This is a genomic window from Pseudomonas oryzicola (genome assembly GCF_014269185.2).
GTDB classification, from domain to species: domain Bacteria; phylum Pseudomonadota; class Gammaproteobacteria; order Pseudomonadales; family Pseudomonadaceae; genus Aquipseudomonas; species Aquipseudomonas oryzicola.
The window spans coordinates 2,518,324-2,540,494 of record NZ_JABWRZ020000001.1 but is presented as its reverse complement, the minus strand read 5'-3'; the positions used below and the strand labels follow the sequence as shown (position 1 = coordinate 2,540,494).

Genomic DNA, 22,171 nt, shown 5'->3' with positions numbered 1-22,171 from the left:
CCCTTGTGGCGCGGCGGCCTGCCTATGGGAGCATGCCCATGAACGGCCCCTCGAAAAAATTGATGGAAAGGCTCTATGGCCAGCAGTATCAGGTCGAAATCGCCGATATCGCGCCACTGCTGCATCAATATGCCGAACCCCTGCCGGACCTGGACACACCGGCCTTCGCGGCACTGTTCGACCGCTACGCTGACGCCCGGGTGGTCCTGCTTGGTGAGGCGAGCCACGGCAGCAGCGAGTTCTATCGCGCCCGTGCAGCGATTACCCGACGGCTGATCGAGCAGCATGGTTTCAACATCGTGGCCGTCGAGGCCGACTGGCCGGATGCCGGGCATGTCGACCAGTATGTCCGGGGCCTGGCGCATTCAGCATGGAAACGCCATATATTCAGCCGCTTCCCGACCTGGATGTGGCGCAACGGCGAAGTCAAGGCCTTTGCCCAGTGGCTGCATGGGCATAATCGCCTGCTCGCCGATGACCTTCGCGTGGAGTTCCGAGGGCTGGACGTCTACAGCCTGCGTAATTCCATCCATGAGGTGCTGGCCTATCTGGACCGGGTCGACTCAAAACTGGCCCATGAGGCCCGTCGGCGCTACGGTTGCCTGACGCCCTGGCAGGACGACCCGGCGCAATATGGCCACTTTGTCGAGCGGGGCGGCGTCATGCCTTGCGAGCAACCGGTAGTCCAGCAGCTGAATGTCATGCTCGCCGAACAACTCTCCGGGCTGATACGCAATGACGAAGCATTTTTCAATGCCACGCAGAATGCCCGGGTGATCATCGCTGCGGAGCAATACTACCGCGCCATCTATCGGGGGTCGGCCGCCTCCTGGAACCTGCGCGACCGGCACATGTTCGATACCCTGCGTGCGCTGCTGGAACGCCGTGGGCCGCACGCCAAGGCGGTGGTGTGGGCGCACAATTCGCATATCGGCAACGCTGGCGCTACAGAGATGGGCTGGAAAGGCCAGTTCAACATCGGCCAGCTGTGCCGCAACGCCTTTGGGCAAGATGCCGTGCTGGTCGGCATGGCCACCGGCCGAGGCCAGGTGGCCGCCGCCGACGATTGGGATGGCGACATGCATATCAAGAATATCCGGCCCCCCCGTGCAGACAGCTGGGAGCACCAGTTCCACCTGGCCGGCATACCGGCCTCCCTCACCGACTGGCGCGACCCGCAGCGCAAGGAGCTGCGTCGGATGTTGTCGACGCCGTTGCTCGAGCGCGCCATCGGTGTCATCTATCGCCCGGAAAGCGAACGGCTCAGCCATTACTTCGACGCCGTGCTGGCCGAGCAATTCGATGCCCTGCTGTGGTTCGAGCAAACACACCCGGTCAGTGCGCTGCCGTTACCGACACGCCAGCACCTGGAGCCGGAGGACGAGACCTATCCGTTCGGTGTGTGAAAGCCTGTGGCCAGGCTTCAGGCGGCTTGCAAGTGCGTGACAAACCAGTCGCCAGCAAGGGCGGCAGCCTTGCCCAGGGTGCCAGGCTCTTCGAACAGATGCGAAGCGCCCGGCACCACTTCAAGGCGATGCGCGCAATGCAAGCTGCGCCCAACCAGGCGGTTCAACTCCAGCACCTGCGCATCGTTACTGCCTGCAATGTGCAAAGTCGGCGCTTTCACCCGCGCCAGCACCGGCCCGGCCAGGTCCGTCCTGCCACCCCGGCTGACCACTGCCGCCACCACGCCCGGGCGCTCTGCAGCCGCACACAGCGCTGCCGCGGCACCTGTGCTTGCACCGAACAAACCAACGCGCAAGGTGTGCAGTTGCGGGTCGCGCCCAACCCAGTCGACGACATCGATCAAGCGCTTGGCCAACAGCGGGATGTCAAAGCGCAATTCACCGGTCTGGTTGTCCAGCTGCTGCTCGTCCTGCGTCAGCAGGTCAAACAGCAACGATCCCAGGCCACGTGCCGCGAGCCTGTCGGCGACGTACTGATTGCGTGCACTCAGACGACCGCTACCGCTGCCATGAGCGAAGATCACCAGTGCATGGGTAGCGGTTGGCAAACGCAGGTCGGCAAGCAATTCGACACCTGGCAGCTTCATTGTCTGCGATCGTACTTCAGTCATGTCCTCACTCCTGGGCAGGCCCTTGGACAGCAGCCTGCCTGTCAGCTTGGCGCATCAGCGCGGTGACTTCGGCGTCCGAAACCTGCGGGAAGTCCTGGTACCAGTAACCAACCGAAACCATCCGCTCGGGTACCAACGGGCATACCAGTTCATCCACTTCGCCGTACATCGCCTGCAACGTTTCCGGCGGCGCGACCGGCACCGCCACCACGATCCGCGCAGGTGACTGCGCGCGCACGGCCAGGATGGCCGCCCGCATGGTCGCGCCGGTCGCCAGGCCATCATCGATCAGGATCACCACCTGATCCTTGAGTTGCAGCGGTGGGCGGCCGCCCCGGTAAGCATGCTCCCGCCGCGCCAGTTCCCGGGTTTCCTCGGCGACCACAGCGTCGAACAGCGCCGGGTCGACGGGGTAAGCCCGCAACACGTCATCGTTGAGGAATGTCACACCGCCCGTGGCAATTGCGCCCATGGCAAGCTCGGGATGAAACGGCATGCCAAGCTTGCGCACCACCAGCAGGTCGAGACGGACCTTGAGCGCAATCGCCACTTCATAAGCCACGGGAACACCCCCACGCGGCAGTGCCAGCACGATCACGTCAGACCTGCCGTCATATCCGGCTAGCGGTTCGACCAGACAACGCCCGGCCTCGCTGCGGTCTGGGAACAGCGTTTGCAGAGCAAGGTCATGTGACATGGAAACCTCCCGCGCCGCCATGGGCGCCCATCGTTTCGGTTTGTGGCTGATGCCGAGTCATGGCGTGGTCGCCTGAGCCTCTTCGGGCAGCAGGTCGAACTGCGCCAGGCAGCGTTGCTCGTCATCGGCAGTCAGCGCCTGCAAGCCGGCCACTTCCTGCAGGGGGGTTCCGAGCAAGGCCAGGCGCAGCACCCCGTTGCGCTGCAAGAACGCCTGCGCCAGGCACGTGCACACCGGTTTGCCGACCAGCGCGGCAAGCTTCTCATCCTCGGGTATGTCCACCTGAGCCTGCAGATTGGCTGCGCAGCTGTCGACGATGCGCGCCGCCGCGTTCCCCGCCAACCACAAGGTCCCCCCGCCCAACAAAACCAGGAGCAACAGCATCGCCAACAGGATGTTCGACTCCCGGGTTACCGAGCGAAGGAAGGCCAGCCTGGCCTGCCAGCCGGTTGCCTGGCCAGCGAATATGGCCTTGCCCACCGTGCGCTTCACGCCCCGCTGCACCGCCCAGCCCAGCGCCACGCTCAACGCCAGCAAGGCCAGCAATACCGCGGGGTCGCGCATCGGCAGGCGCCAGCTCGGGCTGACTGCACGATAGGCGGACGCCGCCACCAGTAGAGCGACGATGGCCACGATCCAACCCAGGCTGCCTCTGGGCCGGTGCATCCAGGCCCGCAGTTTCGCCCTCGCTTGCGTATTCATGCATACCTCCCACACCGGGCTAGCGCACCGGGTCGATGGCAACGGTTTCCTGGTAATCGGGCACACACACCTGCCAACCCAGCTCAAGGCAGATCCGCCGTCGCAATGTGTCGGCGGCATGCGGTTCGCCATGAATGACGTAGGTCTGCCGCGGCGGCCGAGTGAAGCCACGCAACCATTCGATGATCTCGTCGGCATCGGCGTGTGCGGAGAGGGTGTCCATGGCATATACCTGCGCCCGGATGGGCACATCCTCGCCCTGCAGGCGCACGCTGTGGGCACCTGCAACGATATCGGCACCGCGCGTGCCGCCGGCCTGGAAGCCCGAGAACAGGATGCTGTTGCGCGGGTTGGGCGCCAGCGCCTTGAGATGGTGCAATACCCGCCCACCGGTCGCCATGCCACTGGCGGCGATGATCACGGCAGGCTCGCGCAACTGGTCCAGATGCCTGGATTCATCCACCGTACGGACGATATGCGTGCCCTTGCACATCGCGGCGCACTCGGCCAGGGTCAGTCGATGCTCGCTGCGGAACTGCTGATACAGCACAGTGGCGTCGGTGGCCATGGGGCTGTTCAGGTACACCGGTATATCCGGGATCAGCCGGTCGCGCTTGAGCTTGTACAGGTAGTACATGAGCAACTGGGCACGGCCAACGGCAAACGACGGCACCAGGGTGATGCCATGGCGCAGGAGCGTCTGGTTGATGACCTTGGCCAGATACGCCTCGGTCGACTCGGCGGGATGCTTGCGATCACCATAGGTGGATTCCACCAGCAGCACGTCCGCCGTCCTGACCAGCTCCGGCTCGCGCATGATCGGGTCCTGCGGGCGTCCCAGGTCGCCGGAAAACAGCAAGGTCTGCCCGTCGGCATGGATCTGCACGGTGGCCGCGCCGAGGATATGCCCGGCAGTGCGCAACAGCAGCTCCATACCCTCGGCAATCACCATTGGGTGGTGCAGTTCGACCGGGCGAAACAGTGCCAGGGCGCGTTTCGCATCCTCCTCGGTGTACAGCGGGCGTGCCGGGGTATGCTTGGAGTAGCCGTGGCGATTGGCGTGTTCGGCCTGCTCTTCCTGCAAGCGGGCGCTGTCGAGCAGGAGGATTTCCGCCAGGGCACAGGTCGCCGGGGTGGCATAGATCGGCCCGCTGTAGCCTTCGCGCGCCAGTACTGGCAGGTAGCCGCTGTGGTCGAGGTGGGCATGGGTCAGCACCACCGCATCGAGCGCCCGCAAGGCCGGAGGCAGCGGCTCCCAGTTGCGCAGGCGCAGCTGCTTGTAGCCCTGGAACAGCCCGCAGTCGACCAGTATCCGGGTACTGTCACGGGTCAACAGGAACTTGCTGCCGGTCACGGTGCCGGTGCCACCCAGAAAAGTCAGTTGCATGGCGAGGGCTCCCAGGTTTCGGCCGCCTCAGGATGAACCGCAAGCACACTGCACGGCGGACGGCCGACGATGCGCTCGGTGGTGTCACCCAGCAGCTTGTCCAGCCCCTTGGGCTGCACCACCCCCATCACCACCGCATCGATATCCAGGGCGGCCACCTGTTCACGGATGACCTGCACCGGGCCACCTTCGATAAAGTGCCGGCGGTCCGCTGCGACCCCTTCGGCATCGGCCAGTTCCGCGAACGGTTCCTGCAGTGCCTCGCGCATTTCATCGATCCAGGCCTGGGTGACGTTCATGTCCGAAGCGAATACCCCGGCCAGGTTGTACGCCGACAGCAGGTGCAATTGCGCGTCACACTGCAAGGCCAGGGCCTGGGCTGCACGGATCAGCCCCCGGTTGAAGTGTTCCTGGATGGCTGGCGTCTCGCTGAACGCGGTGTCCACGGCGACCAGGATACGTTGCGGCAACGACACCGCCGCCGCCGGCACGAACTGGGTGACGCCCTTGCAACCTCGCATCAACGCACAGTCCAGCGGGGTACTGAACAAACGGACCAGGGTCGCTGCAGCCTCGCTGTCCTTGATGACCATGTCGGGCTGCAGTTCGTTGATGTAGTCGATGGCCTGGCTGCGAATGTCGTCGGCGTGCAGGCTATCGACGGTCAGCGCGACGCCACTGTTGCGGTGCCGCTCGACCAGGGCCGCCAGGCGCTCGCGATAGACTTCGTACTGGCGCTTGATATCAGCCTCGTTCAGCCGCTCTTCGCGCAGCAGGTGTTCCTCGCTCGGCTCGAACAAGCCCAGCACGTGCACGCTGGCGCCGCTGACATGCGCCAGGGCCAGGCCCCTGCGCAACGCCGCGGAATGCGGATCGACCTCGGTGAGCAGCACCAGCAGTTGTCGATATTGACCCATGGCGAACCTCCGGGCTTGCGCGGCTGGGGGGTGATGCAGGAAATCTTCCGGCCACTGGCCTGATGCCGCTTGATGCAGATCAGAAAACCGCCACCCGGCCGGAACTTGACGATTGTCAGAACCGCACCGGCGCCTGGCGTTACAACAGCAGCAGCAGGCAAACATCAGCCAACCGGGAGGCGACATGAACGGGCAGCCAACTGAACAGCCCCAGGCGTGCGAGCACTGGGTCGAAAAGCTCGCGGACGGTACGCCAGTGCTGATCCGCCCACTGCGCGAGGAGGACCACGAAAGGGACAAGCGCTTCCTCAGCACCATCGCCTACGAAACCCGGCGGTTCCGTTTCATCGCCGGGCTGAGCGGCGGCTGGCCGAGCCTGGACACGCTGCGGATGCCGGTTGATTACCACCAGCGCATGGCCTACATCGCACTGGCGCATGTCGAGGGCAAGCTGGTCCAGGTCGGTGTCAGCCGCTATGCCGGCATACCTGGCAGCCAACAGTGCGAATGTGCGGTCGCGGTCGATGAAGCCTGGCAGCGCAAAGGCCTCGGCAGGCGCCTGATGACACACCTGATCGACGCGGCGCGCAGCAATGGCTACCAGTGCATGGTGTCCAGGGACCTGGCGAACAACTACGCCATGCACCGGCTGACCAAGGCGCTGGGTTTCACCTCACGCTACCTGGGCGGCGACGTCAGCGAGATCCTCCACGAGCTTGACCTGCGCAGTTGAAAACAAGGCCCTTGCGGGCCTTGCTGCTACCCCTGGGAACGCTCCGGCGATATCACCAGCACGCTGCTGGACAGCCGGTGCAGAACCCGCTCGGCGGTACTGCCGATGAACCAGCCGATACCATGATGGTGATAACTGCCCATGACCAGCACATCGATGTCATTGTTGTCCATGAACACGGCCAGGGCCTTGGCCGGGTCGCCTATGCGCATATGGCGGTGTTCGGCGGCGATCCCGTTGCGTTCGGCAAGCGCCTGGAACGCATCGCTCTGCACTTCGTGCAGGGTCTGGGCGAGGTTCGATTCGAACAGGAAGGAATGCTCGCGGCCACCGCCGGCGTCCACGTACATGGCGCCCAGATCGTAGACATACAACAATTCGATCTGCGCGTTGCACTGCAAGGCCAGCTTCAACGCTTCGCCGATGATCTGGTCATTGAAGCCTTCAAACTGGTCTTCCGGCCGGGACAGGTCGACCGCTGCAAGGATCTTGCGTGGCAGCGCATTGCTGGCCTTGTGCACCAGGTGCAGCGGGATGCGGGTTTCGCGCAGCAGCTGGATATCCAGCGAGGTGAACATGGCGCGCATCCACCAGGGCTCGTGTTCGAATGCCTTGATCAGCATGGCGAAGGGTTGTTCGCGCAAATGCACGAGTATTTCCTTCAACGGGTGCTGTACCCACACCACTTCCGTGGTAACCGTGACCCCGTTGCGCCGCATCGGTAGCGCCTGTGTCTCCAGCCATTCACGGTGTTGCTTGACATAGCCCTCGCGCATCACAGCCAGTGCCTGGTCGTTGACCAGGCCTGCCGTGGCCAGCCCTTCCAGGTAGTCGAAAGCGACGATGTGCAGCGCCATCCCCTTGGCCTTGGCCAGCGCTGCGGCACGGTCATAGACCGGGGTCCGGCGCATCAGCGGGGAGGCAATCAGCAGCAGTCTTTGCGGGGTTTCCATGGCACACCTCTGCGGTTGCGGTACGTAACGTGGAGCATCGGCCAACCGCGCCTGGCGGACTTGATGTTTGTCAAGCACAGCCCACTGCAGACAGACGGCATGGGCCACGGCACGCAAACTTGATGCGGATCAATATCCCAGCGTTTTGACGGCGCAGGCTATCTTCATATCCGCCCTGGGCCATACCCCGCTGTCGGCAGGGACGCCTTCGTGTTGCATCAGTCAGCAGTCGTCTAGCTCATGCATGCTTTGGAGGCTCCAATGAAGGTTTGCGTCGAGAACGATACCGAACAGAACCGCTGGTGGGTTTGCATAGACGATTGCCGGGTGAGTTTCAGAACGGCCGCCGAAGCCGAGCAGTTTGCCGAGCGGCTTACAACCCGCCTCAACGCCCCACACTCCCTTGACATGCTGGCCGACGCGCACCATGCGCGCGCAGCGAAGCACACCGACCTCCGATGCACGACGAGGCTCTGAACATGACCGGCCAACTGAAAGTCACGCTGCTCGACCCGCCAGCCCCGTTGCATGCGGCAAACCCCATCCACCTGAAACCGCTGGTGTCCCTGTGCAGGGACTGCCGTGTCAGCGGCCTGTGCCTGCCCACCGGCCTGCCCGTTCTCGACCACAGCTGCCTGGGCGCATTGATAGGCCCACGCATGCGCGTTCGCAAAGGCGCAGCGTTGTTCAATGCCAACGACCCACTGACCATGCTCTATGCGGTGCGCTGCGGCAGTTTCAAGACCAGCCTGAACAGCGTCGAAGGCCAGGGCGTGGTGATCAACTTCTGGATGCCGGGTGACGTGCTCGGCCTCGATGCGATTGCCACCGAGCGCCATGTGTGCGACGCCATTGCCCTGGAAGACAGCGAAGTCTGCCCGGTACCCTACCGCCGCCTGCAAACCCTGGCGCGAGAGTTTCCGGTGCTGCAGCAAAGCCTGAACCGCTTGATGAGCCGGGAGATCGTGCGCGAGCACCAGCGTGTGCTGATGCTGTGCAACCTCACCGCCGAACAGCGCCTGGCGAGCTTCCTGGTCGGGCTGTCGCGGCGCTTTGTCAGCCGCGGCTACTCGGCCCATGGCTTCATGTTGCGCATGTCCCGCGAGGACATGGCCTCGTACCTTGGCCTGCGCCTGGAAACCGTCTGCCGTTCGGTTGCCCGCCTGCGCGCGCTGGGCATCGTCAGCCTGCATGGGCGGCTGGTGGAAATTCTCGACCCGGCTGCGCTGATGGCCCTGGAACAAGGCGGCGGAGATGCTGCGCACAAGGACGCCACGAAGGCGCCATGCTCGACACCCTGACTGTCAGCCACGGCGCCGTAGCGCTGGGCATCGGCATGCTGGTCGGGCTAGAACGCGAACGCAAGAAAGGCCGCAACGAAGACCACGCTGCCGCCGGGCTGCGGACCTTCGCCATCACCGCCCTGCTGGGCTATGTCAGCATGCTGCTGGCCGGGGCGATGCTGGTCGGGGTGGCGAGCCTGGGCCTGGTGCTGATGCTGTGCATGCACTACCGCAAACATGCCGACAAGGACCCCGAAGTCACCAGCGAGATCGCCCTGCTGCTGGTGTTGACCCTGGGCGCGCTCAGCCTCGACGAGCCTGAACTGGCCACCGCAGCCGGGGTGGTGCTGACCGTGCTGCTGGCCCTGCAGCGGGAGCTTCATCATTTCGTGCTGCAGCAACTGAGCGAACAGGAACTGCGCGACGGCCTGATGCTGCTGACGGTAGCCCTGGTGGTGCTGCCGTTGACACCCGACCGGTTCCTGGGGCCGTACAACGTGCTCAACCCGCGCACCATCTGCACGCTGGTGGTGCTGCTGATGACGGTCGGTGCGGTGGGCCATGTCGCCATGCGCCTGATGGGCCCTCGCTACGGCCTGCCCTTGAGTGCAATCGCCTCGGGCTTTGCCTCAGGCTCGGCGACCATTGCCCTGCTGGCGCACGAAGCCCGGCGCCAGGAAGTTGCCGTCAGGGCCCTGGCGGCAGCGGCCGTGCTGTCCAACCTCGCCAGTATCACCCAGTTCGCCCTGGTCCTGTTCATCATCGACCCTCGGCTGGTGCGCCCGTTCGCGACCTCCATCGGGCTCGGTGCCTTGGTTACCGTGGTGTATGGCGTACTGCTGCTGGCCCCCTGGCGGGCCCCATCAGGCGGAGCCGCGGCGCATCAGGGCGACGGCGCCTTCAGCCTCTGGACAGCCCTGATCATTACCATTGCCCTCACCGGCATCGTCCTGTTCTCGGCGTTTCTGCTGGAACATCTGGGCCACGGCGGCGTCAGCATCGCGGCGTTCGTCAGCGGGCTGGGTGATGCCCATGCGGCCATTGCGTCGGTGGCCTCGCTGGTGGTGGCCGGGCGGCTGGAGATGGTCGATCTGGTGGTGCCGGGCATGATGGCCCTGACCGGGAATACACTGAGCAAATGCCTGTTGGCGCTCAGCAATGGCGGTTTACGATTTGCCCGTTATCTGCTGCCGGCCCAGGCGATCATCCTTGGCGCGATGTGGCTAGGGCTGCTCATGCGCTGACACAGCCTGCATGCCCGCTGGAGTCACACATCCAGCACGCCCCTGAGCAAGGCGTTGAGCACCGATGCCACATCACCGCGTTGGGTATCGAGCAGGCACACCGGCGCGCCGTCGAGTAACGCCTGCGAGAGCGCAGGGCCCTCGCCTGCCAGGGCCAGCGGGCAGGCGATCTCCATCTGCAGCCAGCGCAGGCGCTTGGCCAACGCGGCATGCGCCGGCCCTTGCAGCGCGACCACGAGCGCCGCAGGTTGTACCGCCGCACACACCAGCGCCACCTCTTCCAATGGCAGAGGCCCACCCAGGACCTCGATGCGCTGCTGCTCGCCACTGAGCACCAGTGCAGTGCCCAGCAGTACCAGCTCTGCCTGTTCGTCGCCAGCCACCAGCAGCACCCGCGGCGCCGCAGCCTGGTTCAACTGCAGGCGCAGCAGCAGCCGGGCACGCAGGAAAAAATCGAGAAACAGCCATTGGCTGCGGGCCCCCGGCGCGTTGCTGCTGCGCAGTTGCTGCCACACCGGCAGCAACACCTGCCTGAGCACGGCCACTTTCGGCAACAGCGTGAACAGCTGCCCGTGCAGCGCTTCCAGCGCCTGTACATCGTAAGCGGCAGTCGCCCGCGCCAGCGCTGCGCGCCAATCGGCGAACTGCTCGTCACCCTGCCGGCACTCGACAGGCTGCCGTTCGAGCAACGGCCCCACCTTGCTGATCGGCAGGCCATTGGCAGTCCAGCGCAGGATATCGCGGATACGTTGTACATCGCCGGGCGTGTACAGGCGGTGGCCGCCTTCGGTGCGATGCGGCTGAATCAGCCCATGGCGGCGCTCCCAGGCACGCAAGGTAACCGGGTTGATGCCTGTCAGGCTGACCACGTCACGCATGGGCAGCAAATCGGTGGGGGTGGTTTCAGTCATACAGGAGTTCGTCCGCAAGGTGTGCCCATTCTAGCCTCATCCACCCCTTCTGCGGCGAGCCAGTATGGGCCATCATGTGGAAAACGCGCCGCCTGCCCTGACGAGCCAGACGACGCATGTGCGAACATACTCCCGGGTAGGCTCGAATGATCAACGCAAAGCTCCTGCAACTGATGGTCGACAACTCCAACGACGGCATCGTCGTGGCCGAACAGGAAGGCAACGACAGCATTCTCATCTATGCCAACCCCGCGTTCGAACGGCTGACCGGTTATCGCAGCGACGACATCCTGTACCAGGATTGCCGCTTCCTGCAGGGTGATGACCACGATCAGGTGGCCCTCGAACGCATTCGCGAAGCGATCCGTGAGGGCCGCCCTTGCTGCCAGGTGCTTCGCAATTATCGCAAGGACGGTAGTTTGTTCTGGAACGAGCTGTCCATCACCCCGGTGCACAATGACGCCGATGAACTGACCTATTACATCGGCATCCAGCGCGATGTCACGGCGCAGGTGCATGCCGAGCAGCGGGTGCGAGAGCTGGAGGCGGAAGTCGCGGAGTTGCGTCGGCAGCTAGCCGTACAGAAATCTTGAACAAATAATTGTACAAGGCCGTTGCGCTTGTACAATTTTAGCCATAGGCTTCAGTCATACCTGTACACATCATGTGATTTGTACAGATTTAACTGGAGCTGCACATGTCCGTCTACCTTCAGCGGTTCGCCGAGCGGTTCGCCTGCCTTCAGCGCGACAACCTGCACATCCTCAGCGAGCTATATGACGATTCGGTCACTTTCCGCGATCCGCTGCACCATATCGAGGGGCTCGATGCGTTGCGCGCCTATTTCGGCCAGTTGTATGCCAACGCGCGCGATATCAGCTACAGCTTCGCTGGCTACGACGAGGTGCGGCCAGGCCAGGGTTACCTGCGCTGGCGCTTGCGCTTCTGCCATCCGCGGCTGAAAGGCGGCGAGCCCGTCAGCCTGCAAGGTTGCAGCTTCCTGCAATGGCGCGAACGGGTGTTCAGCCACCAGGACTACTTCGACGCCGGGGCGCTGTTGTATGAGCACGTTCCGGTCGTCGGCGGCGCGGTTCGCTGGCTGAAAGGGCGGCTGACGTGAGCCGCTGCTGGCTGACCGGCGCAAGCAGCGGTATCGGCGCCGCGCTTGCCGAGCAGTTGCTCGAACAAGGCCACCAGGTCGCCGTGGGCGGGCGCCATGCCGAACGCCTGGCGCCGTTGGTGCAACGCTTCCCCGGCCAGGTACTGCTGGCGGTCGGCGATCTCGACCACCCGCAGCAGGTCGAGCAGATCGCCGCCCGGATCGACCAGGCCTGGGGCGGCCTCGACATCGCCATCCTCAATGCCGGCACTTGCGAATACCTGGAGCCGGGGCAGTTCGACCCGGCCCTGATCGAGCGGGTGCTGCGCACCAACCTGCTGGCGACCAGCCATTGCCTGGCGGCCGCCCTGCCCTTGCTGCGCGCCGGCAGCCACCCCCATCTGGTGGTGGTGGGCAGCTCGGTGTCCTGGCTGGCCCTGCCCCGAGCCGGCGCCTACGGTGCGTCCAAGGCGGCCTTGCGCTACCTGGTGGAATCACTGCGCATCGACCTGTTCAGCGAAGGCATCGACGTCACCCTGGTCAGCCCGGGGTTCGTCGACACACCGCTGACCCGGCGCAACGATTTCCCGATGCCGCAATTGTGGACAGCCTCGCGCGCGGCACGCTTCATCGTCAGCCGCCTGCCCCGGCGACCGCTGGAAATCAGTTTCCCGCGCGGCTTCATCCTGGCGCTGCGGCTGCTCGGCGGGTTGCCCGCCCGCCTGCGCCTGGCCATCGGGCTGCGCCTGGCACGCAGGCAGCAAGGGTGAAGCGCATGCGTATCGCGATCATTGGCAGCGGCATTTCCGGCCTGACTTGCGCCTACCTGCTGTCACGCCGGCATCAAGTGACGGTGTTCGAAGCCGACAGCTGGGTCGGCGGGCATACCCACACGGTCGATGTCAGCTGTGGCGGCACGACCTACGCCATCGACACCGGTTTCATCGTCTTCAATGACTGGACCTACCCGCATTTCATCCGCCTGCTCGACCAGCTCGGGGTCGCCTCGCTGCCAACCGAAATGAGCTTCTCGGTGCACGACCCGGCAAGCGGCCTGGCCTACAACGGGCACAGCCTGAACACCTTGTTTGCGCAACGGCGCAATCTGCTGTCGGTGGGTTTCTGGGGCATGCTCAGGGATATCCTGCGCTTCAACCGCGAAGCGTTGGCCGACCTCGACGCCCAGCGCCAGCGGACATACCTCACCCTCGGTGAGTACCTGCACGCCGGGGGCTACGGCCAGCGCTTCATCGAGCACTACATCATCCCCATGGGCGCGGCGATCTGGTCGATGTCGCGCACCGACATGCTCGCCTTTCCGCTGGCGTTCTTCGTACGGTTCTGCCGCAACCATGGTTTGCTGTCGGTCAACCAGCGTCCGCAGTGGCGGGTCATCCAGGGTGGTTCGCGCAGTTACGTGGAACCGTTGTGCAAACCGTTCGCCGACCAGCTCCGCCTTGAGTGCAAGGTGTACCGGGTGATACGCGACGACGGCGGGGTCACCCTGCACAGTGCCGCCGGCACCGAGCGCTTCGACAGCGTGGTGTTCGCCTGCCACAGCGACCAGGCGCTGGCCTTGCTGGAAGCGCCCAGCATCCTCGAGCGCAAGGTGCTCTCGGCTATCCGCTATTCCAGCAACGACGTGGTGCTGCATACCGACACTCGCCTGCTGCCGCCCATCAAGGCAGCCTGGGCCAGCTGGAACTATCGCCTGGGCGGGCCCGCCCAGGCGCCGGCGGCGCTGACCTACAACATGAATATCCTGCAAGGCCTGCAGGCACCGCAAACCTTCTGCGTCAGCCTCAACCAGACCGCGCTGATAGACCCAACGCAAATCCTTGCCCGCTTCCAGTATGCCCACCCGCAATACAGCCTGGCGGCGACCGCGGCACAGGCACGCCACGCCGAGCTGCAGGGCCACCTGCACAGCTATTACTGCGGCGCCTACTGGGGCAACGGCTTCCACGAGGACGGCGTGGCAAGCGCGCTGAAGGTCGCCGAACGGTTCGGAGAAACATTGTGAACAGCAAGCTTTGCCAGGGCTGGGTCGGCCATCGCCGGTTGCTGCCACGCCCGCACGCGTTTCGCTACCGCATCGGCATGTTCGACCTCGACCTCGACGATACCGACAGGCTGCCGGCGCTATCGCCCTGGCTCGGGCGCTGGCGCCTGGCGCCGCTGTGCTGGCGCGAGACCGATTACCTGCCAGACCTGACCCGCCAGGGGCTGAGCCTGGCCGATGCCGCCCGCCACCTGATCGGGCGGGCCACCGGGCAGGCGCCCACCGGGCCGGTTCGCCTGTTGACCCAGCTGCGCTGCTGGGGGTTGTCGTTCAACCCGGTGAGCTTCTACTTCTGCCACGACGCCGAGGCACACCTGGTGGCCATCCTGCTGGAAGTGCGCAACACGCCCTGGCGCGAACGCTTCCATTACGTGCTGCCGGTGCAGGCAGGCCTCGACCGGCCCTACTGCATGGCCAAGGCCTTCCATGTGTCACCGTTCCTGCCGCTGGCCATGAACTACCGTCTGCGCTTTCACCTGGATGCCGAACACGTGCGCCTGCACATGGAAAACTGGCACGCCGGGCACAAGGTGTTCGAAGCCGACCTGGCGCTGCAGCGCCAGCCACTCGATAGCCGGTCGGTGCACCGCCACATCCTGGCATTCCCGTGGATGAGCCTGCGTACCTTGTCGGCCATCTACTGGCAGGCATTGCGCCTGCTGTTCAAGCGTACCCCTGTCCATGACCACGCTGCCAGCCAGGGCAATCTGGCCGTCGGCCAACCTTGTGAGGATCCTGAGCATGCACAATCCCAGCGTGAGCGTTAGCAAGTCTCCCGGACTGGTCCCGTGGCTGGGCAGCCTGGTGCTCGCTCAGCTCGGCAAGCTGCGCCACGGTTACCTGCGGGTGACCCACGGTGGCCAGCAATGGTGTTTCGGCAGCGCCGACAGCCCCTTGCGGGCCGAACTGGAAATGCTCGACGACAGAGCCTGGCGCCTGATCGCCTGCAACGGCTCGATCGGCGCCGGCGAGGCGTATATCCACGGCTACTGGCGCAGCCCTGACCTGGCCGCCGTGACGCGCCTGTTCGTGGCCAACCTCGAGGTCCTCGACGCCATGGAAAGCGGGCTTGCCCGATTGGGGCGGCCGGCGCTGCGGCTGCTGCATTGGCTGAACCGCAACAGCCGACGCGGGGCCAGGCGCAATATCCTGGCGCACTACGACCTGGGCAACGCCCTGTTCGAACAGCTGCTCGACCCAACCATGATGTACTCGGCAGCGATGTTCGAGCATGACGGGCAAAGCCTCGAGCAGGCCCAGTTGAACAAGCTGGAGCACATCTGCCAGAAACTCCGCCTGCACCCCGGCGATCACTTGATCGAGATCGGTTGTGGCTGGGGCAGCCTGGCCATTCACGCCGCCACCCAGTATGGCTGCCGGGTGACCACCACGACACTGTCGGAAGCCCAGTATGCGCATACCCGCCAGCGCGTGGAGGCGCTGGGCCTCGCGCAACGCGTAACCGTGCTGCGCGAGGACTACCGCGACTTGCGCGGCACGTTCGACAAACTGGTGTCGATCGAGATGATCGAGGCCGTCGGCCACCGCTACCTGCCCGACTACTTCAACCAATGTGCCCGGCTGCTCAAGCCAGACGGCCTGATGCTGCTGCAGGCCATCACCATCCGCGATCAACGCTACCACCAGGCGCGCCGCTCGGTGGACTTCATCCAGCGTTATATCTTCCCCGGCGGTGCCTTGCCCTCGTTGACCGTGCTGCTGCACAACGCCACCCGGCACACGCCGCTGAACCTGGTGCACCTGCAGGATTTCGGCCTGGACTACGCGCGCACATTGCGCCATTGGCACGACAACCTGCGCCAGTCGCGCAGCGCCCTGGCAGCCCTGGGCTATGACGACGCGTTCCAGCGTCTGTGGGAGTTCTACCTGTGTTATTGCCAGGGCGGCTTCGAGGAGCGTGCGATCGGCGTGGCGCAACTGTTGCTGGCCGCGCCCAAAGCCTTGCGCGCCCCGCTTCCCGAGCATTGAGCATGACCGGGCGCGGGCTGCTGGCCAACGTCATGTGGTTGCAGGCAGGTTGGTGGCTATGTGTGTACGGGGCCCATCAGCCCTGGTTGCTCTGGCTGATCCCCCTCGGCCTGGCCTGGCATTTCAGCTGCTGCCGGGACCGCCAGGGCGAGTGGCATGCGGTGCTGCGCTGTGCCCTCGTCGGCTGGGTACTCGACAGCCTGCTGGGTATGCTGGGGGTGTTTCGCTTCGACCGTTGGCCGCTGCCACTGTGGCTGGCGCTGCTCTGGACCGTGCTGTGCTGTGGCCTGCGCCATAGCCTGGCATGGCTGGGCCGGCACACCTGGCTTGCCGCCCTGTCAGGCGCGGTGGGTGGCCCGCTGGCCTATGTGGCCGGGGCCAGGCTGGCCCAGGTCGAGCTGCCCCTGGGAACGCTGGCGACCGCTACGCTGCTGGCGGCAGTCTGGGCATTGGCCCTGCCCTTGCTATTGCGCCTTGCCACGTGGCGCTGAACGTCGGCAGCGCTCGGAGCAGTAGACCACCGCCTGCCAGCAACGCGCCCAGCGCTTGCGCCAGTTGAATGGCCGGTTGCACACCACGCAGAGCTTGCTTGGCAGGTGCTGCTTCTTCACAGGGCTGCTCCTGCATCGAGCTGCGCCAGCAACTGTTCACCACGTGCCCACACGGCTTCCCGTCGCGCCGCCGGCATGCCGTCCAGGCTGCGGTACACCAGGTGCAGCCGCGGGTTGCCGGCCAACTGCTGGCGATGGCGGATCACGAAATGCCAGTACAGCGCGTTGAACGGGCAGGCCTGCTCTTCCGTCACCTGCCTGACGTCGTACGCGCAAGCCTTGCAGTGATCGGACATGCGCTGGATATAGCGGCCACTGGCACAGTAGGGTTTGGAACCGAGAAAACCCCCGTCTGCATGCATGACCATGCCGAGGGTATTGGGCAGCTCCACCCAGTCGAACGCATCCAGGTATACCGCCAGGTACCATTCGCAGATGGCCGCCGGCAGCACCCCGGCGAGCAAGGCGAAGTTGCCGGTTACCATCAGCCGCTGGATATGGTGGGCATATCCCAGGCGCAGCGTCTGGCCGATGGCTTGCGCCATGCAGCGCATGCGCGTGCGCCCGGTCCAGTAGAAGTCCGGCAGCGCCCGCTGGCTGCCCAGATGGTTGAGCGTGGCATATTCGGGCATGCGCAGCCAGTAGATACCGTGGACGTACTCGCGCCAGCCGATCAGCTGGCGGATGAACCCTTCGGCGGCATTGAGCGGCACGCGGCCATCACGCCAGGCGTGCTCCACATCCTGGCACAGGCGGCGCACGTCCAGCAGGCCGATGTTCAGGGCGGCGCTGATACGCGCATGAAACAGGTACGGTTGGTCTTCGGCCATGGCGTCCTGATAGTCGCCGAACGCCGCCAGGCCGAAATCGAGGAAGTGCTGCCACAGCTGTTCGGCCTGGGCATGGGTGACGGGGTAGGAAAAGCCTTCGAGCGCACCGTAGTGGTCAGTGAACCGCCGGCTTACCAGGCTGATTACCGCCGCCGTGATGTCATCCACGGCAAACTGCAGCGCGAAGGGCCCGCGCAGCCCACGCGGCAGGGCCTTGCGGTTGTCGCTGTCGAAGTTCCAGGCTCCGCCGGCTGGGCCACCATCGGCTGCCAGCAACAGCCCACAGCGTTTGCGCATGCCGCGGTAGAAATGCTCCATGCGCAGCTGCGTGCGCCCCTGCGCCCAACGGGCGAAAGCACCCCGCGAGCACAGGAAGCGCGTATCCGGGTGCCATACCAGCGGCAGCTCGGCCTCCCGCAAGGCCTGTTCCAGCCGCCACTCGCCGCACTCGGTCAGGTGAATCTCATCGCAGCCCAGCGCCTGCTGCCAGCGGCGCAGTTCGCCGACGATAGTGCCAGTATTGCCGGGCTCCTCCAGCTCGACATACTGCACCCGCCAGCCCCGCTCGCGCAGGGCCTGGGCAAAGTGGCGCATGGCACTGAAAATCAGCACGATCTTCTGCGGATGGTGCGGCACATAGCTGGCTTCGGCTTGCACTTCGGCCATCAGCAGGGTGTCGCGGGCCGGGTCCAGCGCTGCCAGGCTGGCCAGGTCGAACGACAACTGGTCACCCAGCACCAGGCCCAGGCGTGACGATCGCGCTACCATTGCGTACTCAGCGACAAAGGCACCCGCAGCGGCGCGATGGGGCCGTCGCGCTGGCCGCACATTTCGTCATGCACCACTTGTTGCACCAGCATGCAGGGCACCTCCGGCCAGCCGGCGAGCAGTTGGCGCACCTCGGTTGTAGAGCGCAGGCGCGTGGCCTGCCCGTGCTCATCGCTCAAGGTCACCGGGCCGGCGCCGGTCAGGGCCCGCAGCACGTAGAAACCGCCCTCCAGTGACAGCAGTTCGAGTTCGTTGACGGCGCCGGCGGCGGCCAGTTCGGTAAGGCGTTGCAGGTTCATGGTGTGACCTCCGGCATGCGGCGAAAGAACAAGGTAACCTGGCCAACCTCGACGCCCAGCTTGCTCATGCTGGAGCGGTTGATCAGCGTGTCTTCATCCATCAGGTACATCCAGTCGTCCAGCTCCACTTCCCAGTGCCTGCCGTCTACCGGCAGGTCCAAGCGGTAGCGCCAGCGCAAGGCGTTGCCCGCCACCTGCCCGCGGGCCTCGCCGATCACATCGCCCGCGGTGCCCTTCCACTGGCCGCGGCCGTCCGGCACCAAGGTCCAGGTGCGCTGCTGTCGGGTGCCATCGCTGTAGGTGAAGTGCTCGTCCAGGATCAGCCGCTCGCCGTCGCGTCGGCTGTCGATGCGCACATGAAAGCGCTTGACCACTTCGCCGGAACGCTTCTGGAACATGCCCCAGGCTTGTACCGGCCGCGAGAAGAACGCCGCCAGGTCAAAGGCCGGTGTTTCCCGGGCATAATGATCCACGTCGACATTGCCGCAGCTGGCCAGCAGCAGGCAGGCGGTCATCAGCAGCACCTTGTACATGTTCACCCCCATGGTTGACGGCCCAGTAGGCGGGCGCGCAATTGCTGGTCCCTGGCACCCTCGCCCAGCCAGATGGCGAAAAATGCCTTGGCGAAGGCGGTATCGCCGATTTCGCGACGCAACCTGTCATCCACGTAGAAGCGGCAGCCCAGGCCTGGCAGATACACGCCAGTGATACGCTGGCCTGGGCGAACATCGACAAAAGCCGCCTCCAGCAAACCACGCCAGGCATCGAGTTGCTCCGGAGCAGCGCCAAGCCTGCGCATTTCCTTGAGGCTGGCTTGCACCAAGGTGTCGCGGGACAGTTCCACGTGGTAGCGCAGTTCAAGTGCGAACGCATGCTGCCCATCCTGGACAGGCCCGCTAGACCAGAGCCGGGCGCTGTACAGGCGCATTCCGAACCAGGTGAATTCACCGCTGCCGGACAGCTGGGCAGCAGGCACTACCGAGCGCCAGTCGGCGGGGGCCGGCCCGGCGAACAGGAGCAACAGAGCCAGCCCGGCCCAACGCGCTGCGGTTGGCATCGCCATCGCCTCGACTCAAATACTATACAAAATAAAATTATTGTACAGATATAGTCGAATTTCTATACATGGCGACTACCATCGGTCCCCACCCGCCTGGGCCGAATGATGCAGGTCACCAATTGTGCGTATAGCTGGCGGTCACCACCGCGCCGGGGGCTGGCAAGTGGCTGGTATTGTTGTTGTTGCGCAACAACTGGCTGTAGAGCGGGTAGTAGTCCCGGTTGAACAGGTTCTGGATGCCGACGCTGACCTTGTCGTCAGCAGAGACCTGGTACTGGCTGATCAGGTCGACGGTCGTATAGCTGCTCACCTCGTGCCGGCCAAAGCTGTCCAGGCCATCAAGCCTGTAGTCCTTGCCATCGAAGAACGTGGCTTGCAGGCGGTTGCTCCAGTCCAGGGTCGGCTTGTATTGCACATAGGCAGTCAGCTTCAGCGGCGGCACCCGGTAGCCGGTCATGTCCTGCCAGCCTTTGCCGTCCGGCTTCTCGCGCCCGCGCATCCAGCTCGCACTGCCCCCAGCCCCCCACACTGCATCGTCCGACAGCCAGTCGGCACTGGCTTCGACTCCATAGATGCGCTCCTTGGTCCGGGTGAGGATCAGGCCATTGTTGAAACTCTGCACGTCGCCCAGCTTGGAGGTGGTGTAGAACAGTGCCAACGTGCCGAGTGTGTTGCCGCCCAGCTCGCCGCGCCAGCCGAGCTCATAGTTGTTGGTCTTGACAGGCTCCAGGTTCGAGGCGCCAAGGTCGAAGCCACGCCGTGCATTGCGCAATTGGATGCCCACGTCAGGCAGTTGGAAGCCCTGGCTGAAGGAGGCGTAGAGCTCCTGGCCAAGCACCGGTGAATAGACGATGCCGAGGTTCGACAGCAGTGCATCGTAATGGATCTTTCCGCCCTCCACCGCCACGGGTGAAGCCGCCCTCGATTCGGACAACGGCACGAAATCATCGAATTCGGCGGTGGAGTACTCGTAGCGCAAGCCGCCGTCCACCGACCAGTGCTCGTCAAAGCGATGCTGCAGCTGGGCGAACGCTCCGGCGCTACGGGTCTTGAGTGGTGGCATGTAGGTCAGCCCGCCGATCTTGTCGAAGACCAGGCCGCCGCTGGCATCGTAAGCCGCCGGGTCGAACACATCGATCGGCATGTCGCTGCGTTCCTGGTTGTAGTCGCCGCCCCACACCAGCTCGGTGTTGCCGCTGTCGCCAAGCGGTGTGCGCAAGGTCAGGCGGCTGCCGAACACTTCGCTGTTCTGCATGATCTGGTCGACATTGCCGCCACGGGTGGCGACGGCGCGGGCATCGAAGGGCGTGAAGCGGGTGAAGTAGTCCCGGTAGTACAGCTGGGCAGAGAGCTTGCTGCCGAGGATGTCGAGGTGCTCGTACTCCAGGTTCAGCAGGGTGTTGCGGATATGGTTCTGCTCGTCCAGGTCCAGGCCCTTGATCGCGTTGGCCGGCAGCGAACCTGCCGGGTACCTGGCGACACTGGGGTCGGTGGCATGGTCGCTATCCTGGCGTGCCTCGTAGTGGCTGGCCGCGAGCTGGATACGCTGGTTGTCGTCGAGGTGCAGCCCCAGCTTGCCGCCAACGTTGTAGATGTTCGAGTCGAACAGGTCGCCCTGGCTGGGCTCCGGGGCGATGCGGTCGCCGTGCGCGTCGTATGAAGCACCGATATGGCGGGTACCGAAGTCGAAGGCATAGTCCACCGCGCCCTGCGAGCCGGCAACGTACTGCTGGAACTGCCCACCCAGGCCATCGCTGCCCAGGCGGGTCAACGGCGAGGTGGCGCTGAGGCTGGTTTCAGCCCGGTTGTCGCCACCGGCAGGCCGTGTGGTGATGGAAATGATGCCCCCCGTGGCGCCGCTGCCATAGATGGCGCTGCTGCCACGGATGACTTCGACCCGTTCGATCAGTGCCGGGTCGATGTTGGCCAGGTTGCGCGACGAGTCGCGGTTGGTATTGAGCGGCACGCCGTCGACCATGACCAACAGGCTGCGCCCGCGCAAGGTCTGCCCGTACTCGGTGACGGTGCGGCTGGAGTCGGACATGCCCGGCACCGCCTTGGCCAGTACCGTGGCCAGGCTCTCCGAGCCCTGGCGCAGCTCCTGCAGTTGCTCATGCTCGATAACGGTGGACTGCCGCGTCGCGGAAACCAGGCTGCTGCTGGTACGCGAAGCGGTGATTTCCATCTGCGCCATTTCCACGGGCGCAGTCCGGGCTGTCGGCATGGCAGTGGGTGAACCCTGTGGGACGACGACAAAGGTGCGTTCATCCCTGGCCTCGACTTGCAGGCCGCTGTCCTTGAGCAGTGTCCGAAGTGCTTCCTCGATGGTGAAGCGGCCCTTCACCGCAGGGGTCTGGCGACCTGCAGCAAGATCACTGGCGAACAGGATCTGTACCGAAGACTGCTGCGCCAGGGCGTTGATGGCCTCACCCAGCGGGGCAGCAGGCAGGTCCACGTTCACCCGTTCACGGCCTTCGGCCGACATTGCGATGAGCAAGCTACTGGCCAGTAGTGACAGGCGGAGTTGACGATTGCGGAGCGGAAAATGCACTTCTCGAGATCCTTTGTGGGTAGGCTTTTCTTGTAGCCGCCACGGACATCGAGCAACC

Annotated in this window: 24 protein-coding genes; 11 read left to right on the top strand and 13 right to left on the bottom strand. The window is 64.7% G+C overall.

Features of this window, described 5'->3' with window-relative positions; all coding sequences use genetic code 11:
* Positions 1-38 precede the first annotated feature (38 nt).
* Positions 39-1,406, top strand: a complete 1,368-nt coding sequence (locus tag HU760_RS11720; RefSeq protein WP_186674395.1) for an erythromycin esterase family protein — start codon at positions 39-41, stop codon at positions 1,404-1,406.
* Positions 1,407-1,423: 17 nt separating this feature from the next.
* Here HU760_RS11720 and HU760_RS11715 read toward each other — a convergent pair whose 3' ends face one another.
* The 5 genes from HU760_RS11715 to HU760_RS11695 are packed head-to-tail and all read right to left on the bottom strand — an operon-like array spanning position 1,424 to position 5,780.
* Positions 1,424-2,077: a dienelactone hydrolase family protein gene (locus HU760_RS11715; protein WP_186674396.1), complete on the bottom strand. Its 654-nt coding sequence runs from the start codon at positions 2,075-2,077 to the stop codon at positions 1,424-1,426.
* Positions 2,078-2,081: 4 nt separating this feature from the next.
* The gene (locus HU760_RS11710; RefSeq protein WP_186674397.1) at positions 2,082-2,774 is read right to left on the bottom strand and encodes a phosphoribosyltransferase; all 693 of its coding nucleotides are present in this window, start codon (positions 2,772-2,774) and stop codon (positions 2,082-2,084) included.
* Positions 2,775-2,831: 57 nt separating this feature from the next.
* Positions 2,832-3,440: a hypothetical protein gene (locus tag HU760_RS11705; protein WP_186674486.1), complete on the bottom strand. Its 609-nt coding sequence runs from the start codon at positions 3,438-3,440 to the stop codon at positions 2,832-2,834.
* A gap of 55 nt (positions 3,441-3,495) precedes the next feature.
* Positions 3,496-4,863, bottom strand: a complete 1,368-nt coding sequence (locus tag HU760_RS11700) for an MBL fold metallo-hydrolase RNA specificity domain-containing protein (protein WP_170029613.1) — start codon at positions 4,861-4,863, stop codon at positions 3,496-3,498.
* A complete protein-coding gene (locus HU760_RS11695) occupies positions 4,854-5,780 on the bottom strand; it encodes a universal stress protein (RefSeq protein ID WP_186674398.1) in 927 nt (308 codons plus the stop codon). Before HU760_RS11695 ends, HU760_RS11700 begins: the two co-directional genes overlap by 10 nt.
* Positions 5,781-5,964: 184 nt before the next feature.
* Here HU760_RS11695 and HU760_RS11690 point away from each other — a divergent pair, with 184 nt between their 5' ends.
* Positions 5,965-6,513 carry a GNAT family N-acetyltransferase gene (locus HU760_RS11690; protein ID WP_186674399.1) on the top strand — a complete coding sequence of 183 codons (549 nt, stop codon included), beginning with the start codon at positions 5,965-5,967 and terminating at the stop codon, positions 6,511-6,513.
* 26 nt (positions 6,514-6,539) lie between these two features.
* On the opposite strand, the gene HU760_RS11685 is transcribed toward HU760_RS11690, so the two are convergent.
* Positions 6,540-7,466 (bottom strand): universal stress protein, encoded by a 927-nt coding sequence (locus HU760_RS11685; RefSeq protein ID WP_186674495.1) that lies wholly within the window; start codon positions 7,464-7,466, stop codon positions 6,540-6,542.
* 479 nt (positions 7,467-7,945) lie between these two features.
* Here HU760_RS11685 and HU760_RS11680 point away from each other — a divergent pair, with 479 nt between their 5' ends.
* Both HU760_RS11680 and HU760_RS11675 read left to right on the top strand, forming a co-directional pair.
* Entirely contained in the window at positions 7,946-8,767 is an 822-nt protein-coding gene (locus HU760_RS11680) for a helix-turn-helix domain-containing protein (RefSeq protein ID WP_186674400.1), read from the top strand.
* A complete protein-coding gene (locus HU760_RS11675) occupies positions 8,752-9,993 on the top strand; it encodes an MgtC/SapB family protein (RefSeq protein WP_186674401.1) in 1,242 nt (413 codons plus the stop codon). Before HU760_RS11680 ends, HU760_RS11675 begins: the two co-directional genes overlap by 16 nt.
* A gap of 23 nt (positions 9,994-10,016) precedes the next feature.
* On the opposite strand, the gene HU760_RS11670 is transcribed toward HU760_RS11675, so the two are convergent.
* Positions 10,017-10,904 (bottom strand): MerR family transcriptional regulator, encoded by an 888-nt coding sequence (locus tag HU760_RS11670; RefSeq protein WP_186674402.1) that lies wholly within the window; start codon positions 10,902-10,904, stop codon positions 10,017-10,019.
* A gap of 146 nt (positions 10,905-11,050) precedes the next feature.
* Here HU760_RS11670 and HU760_RS11665 point away from each other — a divergent pair, with 146 nt between their 5' ends.
* From HU760_RS11665 to HU760_RS11635, 7 genes are all read left to right on the top strand, one after another.
* Positions 11,051-11,497 (top strand): PAS domain S-box protein, encoded by a 447-nt coding sequence (locus HU760_RS11665; protein ID WP_186674403.1) that lies wholly within the window; start codon positions 11,051-11,053, stop codon positions 11,495-11,497.
* Between the two features lie 104 nt (positions 11,498-11,601).
* Positions 11,602-12,024 (top strand): nuclear transport factor 2 family protein, encoded by a 423-nt coding sequence (locus HU760_RS11660; RefSeq protein ID WP_186674404.1) that lies wholly within the window; start codon positions 11,602-11,604, stop codon positions 12,022-12,024.
* Positions 12,021-12,773, top strand: a complete 753-nt coding sequence (locus tag HU760_RS11655; RefSeq protein ID WP_186674405.1) for an SDR family NAD(P)-dependent oxidoreductase — start codon at positions 12,021-12,023, stop codon at positions 12,771-12,773. The genes HU760_RS11660 and HU760_RS11655 overlap by 4 nt, the downstream gene beginning before the upstream one ends.
* Before the next feature lie 5 nt (positions 12,774-12,778).
* Positions 12,779-14,026: an NAD(P)/FAD-dependent oxidoreductase gene (locus tag HU760_RS11650; protein ID WP_186674406.1), complete on the top strand. Its 1,248-nt coding sequence runs from the start codon at positions 12,779-12,781 to the stop codon at positions 14,024-14,026.
* Entirely contained in the window at positions 14,023-14,832 is an 810-nt protein-coding gene (locus HU760_RS11645) for a DUF1365 domain-containing protein (protein ID WP_186674407.1), read from the top strand. Before HU760_RS11650 ends, HU760_RS11645 begins: the two co-directional genes overlap by 4 nt.
* Positions 14,807-16,054 (top strand): SAM-dependent methyltransferase, encoded by a 1,248-nt coding sequence (locus tag HU760_RS11640; RefSeq protein WP_186674408.1) that lies wholly within the window; start codon positions 14,807-14,809, stop codon positions 16,052-16,054. The genes HU760_RS11645 and HU760_RS11640 overlap by 26 nt, the downstream gene beginning before the upstream one ends.
* Before the next feature lie 2 nt (positions 16,055-16,056).
* Positions 16,057-16,545, top strand: a complete 489-nt coding sequence (locus HU760_RS11635) for a DUF2878 domain-containing protein (RefSeq protein ID WP_186674409.1) — start codon at positions 16,057-16,059, stop codon at positions 16,543-16,545.
* On the opposite strand, the gene HU760_RS11630 is transcribed toward HU760_RS11635, so the two are convergent.
* The 6 genes from HU760_RS11630 to HU760_RS11605 form a co-directional block, all read right to left on the bottom strand.
* Positions 16,519-16,665: a DUF2256 domain-containing protein gene (locus HU760_RS11630; protein WP_186674410.1), complete on the bottom strand. Its 147-nt coding sequence runs from the start codon at positions 16,663-16,665 to the stop codon at positions 16,519-16,521. The genes HU760_RS11635 and HU760_RS11630 overlap by 27 nt on opposite strands.
* Positions 16,662-18,203: a cryptochrome/photolyase family protein gene (locus HU760_RS11625; protein ID WP_186674411.1), complete on the bottom strand. Its 1,542-nt coding sequence runs from the start codon at positions 18,201-18,203 to the stop codon at positions 16,662-16,664. The genes HU760_RS11630 and HU760_RS11625 overlap by 4 nt, the downstream gene beginning before the upstream one ends.
* Positions 18,197-18,502: a DUF6482 family protein gene (locus tag HU760_RS11620; protein WP_186674412.1), complete on the bottom strand. Its 306-nt coding sequence runs from the start codon at positions 18,500-18,502 to the stop codon at positions 18,197-18,199. Before HU760_RS11620 ends, HU760_RS11625 begins: the two co-directional genes overlap by 7 nt.
* Positions 18,499-19,035 carry a DUF3833 domain-containing protein gene (locus HU760_RS11615; protein WP_186674413.1) on the bottom strand — a complete coding sequence of 179 codons (537 nt, stop codon included), beginning with the start codon at positions 19,033-19,035 and terminating at the stop codon, positions 18,499-18,501. Before HU760_RS11615 ends, HU760_RS11620 begins: the two co-directional genes overlap by 4 nt.
* Positions 19,036-19,037: 2 nt before the next feature.
* Positions 19,038-19,559: a chalcone isomerase family protein gene (locus tag HU760_RS11610; RefSeq protein ID WP_437179796.1), complete on the bottom strand. Its 522-nt coding sequence runs from the start codon at positions 19,557-19,559 to the stop codon at positions 19,038-19,040.
* 115 nt (positions 19,560-19,674) lie between these two features.
* Complete coding sequence (locus tag HU760_RS11605; protein WP_186674415.1) at positions 19,675-22,113, bottom strand: TonB-dependent receptor; 2,439 nt, start codon at positions 22,111-22,113, stop codon at positions 19,675-19,677.
* Between the last annotated feature and the right edge of the window lie 58 nt (positions 22,114-22,171).